At 74.2% G+C, this 4532-nt stretch carries 4 protein-coding genes and 1 pseudogene; 1 reads left to right on the top strand and 4 read right to left on the bottom strand.

All coding sequences use genetic code 11. The features are described from left to right. The 3 genes and pseudogenes from ABZU52_RS31595 to ABZU52_RS31585 form a co-directional block, all read right to left on the bottom strand. A pseudogene (locus ABZU52_RS31595) lies at window positions 1-351 on the bottom strand (hypothetical protein); the annotation flags it as partial. Next, on the bottom strand, window positions 348-1886 hold the full coding sequence (locus ABZU52_RS31590) for a replication-associated recombination protein A (protein ID WP_354974580.1): 1539 nt from the start codon (window positions 1884-1886) through the stop codon (window positions 348-350). The pseudogene ABZU52_RS31595 and the gene ABZU52_RS31590, both read right to left, overlap by 4 nt. A gap of 74 nt (window positions 1887-1960) precedes the next feature. Beyond that, entirely contained in the window at window positions 1961-2173 is a 213-nt protein-coding gene (locus ABZU52_RS31585; RefSeq protein WP_007458297.1) for a hypothetical protein, read from the bottom strand. 140 nt (window positions 2174-2313) lie between these two features. Between ABZU52_RS31585 and ABZU52_RS31580 the strand changes: the two genes are divergently transcribed. Continuing rightward, complete coding sequence (locus tag ABZU52_RS31580; RefSeq protein WP_354974579.1) at window positions 2314-3054, top strand: GNAT family N-acetyltransferase; 741 nt, start codon at window positions 2314-2316, stop codon at window positions 3052-3054. Window positions 3055-3072: 18 nt separating this feature from the next. On the opposite strand, the gene ABZU52_RS31575 is transcribed toward ABZU52_RS31580, so the two are convergent. Next, entirely contained in the window at window positions 3073-4359 is a 1287-nt protein-coding gene (locus tag ABZU52_RS31575; protein WP_354974578.1) for an MFS transporter, read from the bottom strand. Window positions 4360-4532 lie beyond the last annotated feature (173 nt).

Raw genomic sequence — 4532 nt, 5'->3', positions numbered from 1 at the left:
GGCACCGCCCGGCTCACTCTGGCGCGGGGCGGCCGGCGTCGAGGACTCGCGCGCACCGGCCGGATCTGCCGGCGTACGCGAGGGGGGTCGTGCCGGTGGCTCGGCCGGGTCCGCCGGCGGCATGCCCCCGCGGGGCCGGTCCGGCTCCGCCGGTGCGCCGTCCGGGCCCAGCTCGGTGCGTTGCTGCTTGGCCGAGCGCAGGTCGTCGATCCAGCCGAACTCCTCGCCGGCTACCGGCTGCTCCGGCTCGGGCTCGGCCGCCCGGCCGCGACCCCAACGGCGGGTCTTGGCGCGGGGGTCGCGCCGCTCGTCCGGGCCCTCGTCCGGGCGGTCCCCACCACGCGATTTCACTGTTGACCCTCTCCTGCGGCGTCGGTGCCGCTGTCCTGCATCGTGCCGGGGGCACCCGTGCCCGTCGTCGGACGGGCGACCCCCGGGGATAGCGCTGGCGCGGTCTGCGCCGTTACGGACGACTCGGGTGTCGGCCTCTCCGGGCGGGCGGCCGGGGCCGGCAGACCACGCACGATCCGGCGCAGCACCGGCAGCCGGCTGGCCACCGACCGCTCCGCGCCGTGCGGGCTGGGCTGGTAGTAGTCGGTGCCCACCAGGTCGTCCGGGACGTACTGCTGGGTGACCACGCCGCGCTGGTCGTCGTGCGGGTAGCGGTAGCCGGTCCCGTGGCCCAACCCGCGGGCGCCGGCGTAGTGCGCGTCGCGCAGCCCTCGCGGCACCGGGCCACCGCGACCGGCCCGGACGTCGGCGATCGCGGCGCCGATGGCGGTGGTGGCCGAGTTCGACTTGGGCGCGGTGGCCAGGTGGATCACCGCCTGGGCGAGGTTGAGCTGCGCCTCGGGCAGCCCGACGTACTCGACCGCGTGCGCAGCGGCGGTCGCGACGCTCAGCGCCGCGGGGTCGGCCATGCCCACGTCCTCGCTGGCGAAGATGACCAGACGACGGGCGATGAACCGGGCGTCCTCACCGGCGACCAGCATGCGGGCCAGCCAGTGCACCGCCGCGTCCACGTCCGAGCCGCGCATGCTCTTGATGAAGGCGCTGACCACGTCGTAGTGGGCGTCGCCGTCGCGGTCGTAGCGCACCGCCGCCACGTCGACCGCCTGCTCGGCGGTGGCGAGGTCGATTCGCCCGCCGCCGAGGGCGGTGGCGGAGGCCGCCGCCGCCTCCAGGGCGGTGAGCGCCTTACGGACGTCACCGGCGGCCAGCCGGACCAAATGGTCCTCGGCCTCGGTGGTCAGTGCCAGTGCGCCGTCCAGGCCGCGCTTGTCGGCGACCGCGCGGCGCAGCAGGCCGCGCACCGCCTCGTCGTCCAGCGGTTGCAGGGTGAGCAGCACGCACCGGGACAGCAGCGGGGAGATGACCGAGAAGTACGGGTTCTCGGTGGTCGCCGCCAGCAGGGTGACCGTACGGTCCTCGACGGCGGCGAGCAGCGAATCCTGTTGGGTCTTGCTGAACCGGTGCACCTCGTCGATGAAGAGCACGGTCTGCGGGCCGCCGGAACGGCGCTGGCGACGAGCCGCCTCGATCACCGCCCGGACGTCCTTCACGCCGGCGGAGAGCGCCGACATGGCGACGAAGCGGCGGTCGGTCGCCCCGGCCACCAGGTGCGCGATGGTGGTCTTGCCGCTGCCCGGCGGGCCCCAGAGGATCACCGACATCGGCGCCCCGCCGGAGACCAGCTGCCGCAGGGGCGCGCCGGGTGCGAGCAGGTGCTCCTGCCCGACCAGCTCGTCGAGGGTCACCGGGCGCATCCGGACGGGCAGGGGCGAATCGTCGGCCACCGCGGTGAAGCCGTCGACACCGGCGGGACCGTCGGGCGCGCTACGCGACCCGGCGGGTTCACCGAGGGAGAAGAGGGCGTCGGACTCCATCACGAAGACAGTACCGGGCCGGGCCCACGACGCCGGAATCGCGCCGCAGGCCCGCCACCGGTGATCGGTTCCGGTCAGCCACGCCCGGGGCGCCGGCCTCGGTACCAGCGGCCACCGCCACCGCCGCGCGGGCCGCTGCCCACCCCGGCCAGGTAGAGCGAGAGAAGGAGCAGACCGATGAGTACGAGGGTGTTCCAGTTGAACAGGTCCGGCGCTCCGAAGTCGGTGTTGAGCAGGTCGAGCAGCAGGGCGAAGCCAAAGACGATGGCCGCGAGAATGGCGAGCATGTCGGTCCTCCGGTGGGGGTTCCCAGTAGGTCGGCGCGTGATGTACCCAATCGGTCGACTCGCCAATCTCCACGGTGGATGTGGCCACGCCGCGACGGCCCGGGGCGGGCGTTGCACCGCCGGCTCCTAGGCTGGACGGCATGATCATCGACGACCAGGTGCTCCAGGAGCGGAGCGCCGTCCTGGCCGCGGTCGGCCATCATCCGTTCGCCCGGCACGCGCTGGGGCGGGCCATGCCGGTGCGCGGGTACCGGCGTGCCGGCGCCGTGCTGTGGTTGGTGCCGCCCGAGCACGGGCCGGCCGGCTGCGCGATCGGCCCGGCGGAGCCGGCGTTGGAGATCTGCGTCGCGCTCGCCGCCGACGGGATGCTCCAGCCGGGGCAGCGGCTGCACCTGCCTCGACACGATCGCGGCCTGCGGGGCGACCGGCTGGCGGTGGCCGAGCACAGCGACTGGGACTTCCACTGGACCGATACACCGCCACCGCCGCAACCGGACGAGCAGTCGGTGGTACGCCTCACCGACGCCGACCAACCGGCGCTGGCGGCGCTTGTCGACGAGTCGTTCCCCAGCAGCACCTCCCGCCCGGGCGACCCACGGGTGGTCGACTGGTACGGCATCCGGGCCGGCGACCGATTGGTGGCGTGCGGGGCGGATCGCAGCCAGGGCGACATCGGCTTCCTCGCCGGCCTGACCGTCGCCCCCGACCAGCGAGGTCGAGGGCTGGGCGCGGCCCTGACCGCTGGAATGACCCGGGCGCTGCTGGCGCGCCATGACGTCGTAGCGCTCGGCGTCTACACGCACAACGTCGGAGCGGCACGGCTCTACCGTCGGCTCGGCTACACCTTCACCCTCCCGCTCAGCTCGATCCGCCTCGCCTGAGAGCGCGCCGCCCCGCCCTCACCGCTCGGCGGCGGGTACCGGGACCGCGGTCGGCTCGACGGCCGGGGTCGCCCGCCGGCCGGCCAGCCAGGCGGGCAGGTAGAGCGGGGCGGCGACGGCCAACACCACAGCGCCGACCACCATCGCGGTGCTGATGCTGGTGGCGGCGGCGAGCGCGGTGAGCACCACCCCGCCGAGCGCGGCGGCCGGCTGCGCCATCATCGAGTTCAGCGAGAGGACGCTGGTCCGGTACGGGCCGTCGACCTGCCGGTGCAGCAGCCCACTGTGCAGCGGGTTGGACGCGCCGTGCACGGTGTAGCAGGCCAGGTACGCGACCAGCACACCGACCGGCCCGGCGAACAAGCCCATCCCGACCACCGTCACGCCCTGCAGGACGCGCAGCAGGGCCGCACCCGGAGCCGCCCCGAACCAGCGCAGCAGCAGCGGAGTCAGAGCCGCGCCGGCGGCCGAGGCGAGCCAGGCGGCCGAGTTCGCCGGCCCGAGCAGCGCCGCGGCGCGTTCCGGATCACCGATCACCTCGGCGAGTCGGACCGGTAGCAGCGACTCGAAGGTGACCATGCCGAAGCCCCAGAACAGCTCGACGGCCACCAACGCCAGCAGCACCCGGGAGCGACGCAGCAGCCCGACGGCCTGGCCGATCATCCGGGGCGCCTGGGCCACCGAGGCCCGCAGCGCCGCGAGCCCGGTGGCCGGCCGCTCCTCGACCAGCAGCACGACCAGCGCGACCAGTGCCGCCGCCTGCGCCACGATGGCGGCCAACACGGGCACCGTGAGCGCGGTGACCGGCCCGATCGGACCGAGCGCGATGAGACCGCCGCTGAGCAGCGCGCCGCCGCCGATCGCCGCACCGATGACGGTGCCGGCGTGGCCGAGGCCCCGCTCGTACTCGGCCTCCGGGTCGGCGGCCACTGTGGCGTCGACGTACCAGGACTCCAGCGGGCCGCTGTCCAGCGCCCGGTAGATGCCCTGCAGAGCCCAGACCACGAAGAACAACACGAACGAGTCGGCCACTGCGAACAGCGCCAGCGACGCGAGGTTGAGCACCCCGGCGGCGAGCAGCACCGGGCGGCGACCGAGAGCGTCCGCGAGGCCGCCGGTGGGCAACTCCAACGCCAGCACCAGCAGCCCCTGCGCCGTGCCGACCAGGCCGATCTGCGGCAACGACAGGCCGCGCTCCTGCATCAGCAGGATCATCACCGGGATCATCAGACCGGTGGGCAGCCAGCGCAGGCCGTAGAGGGTGAGGTAACGGTCCCGGACCTGGCGTACGGTCAGCGCGCTCACTGTGCCTCCTCCGTTAGCGACTGCGGGGCTCGCAACACCGGCTCACTCCTCGCGCTCACGACGCCACCTGAATTCGCGACTGCGGGGCTCGCAACACCGGCTCACTCCTCGCGCTCACGACGCCACCTGAATTCGCGACTGCGGGGCTCGCAACACCGGCTCACTCCTCGCGC

The organism is Micromonospora sp. NPDC005220 (assembly GCF_040607895.1).
Taxonomy (GTDB): Bacteria; Actinomycetota; Actinomycetes; order Mycobacteriales; family Micromonosporaceae; genus Micromonospora.
This window is presented reverse-complemented; position numbering and strand designations above follow the sequence as displayed.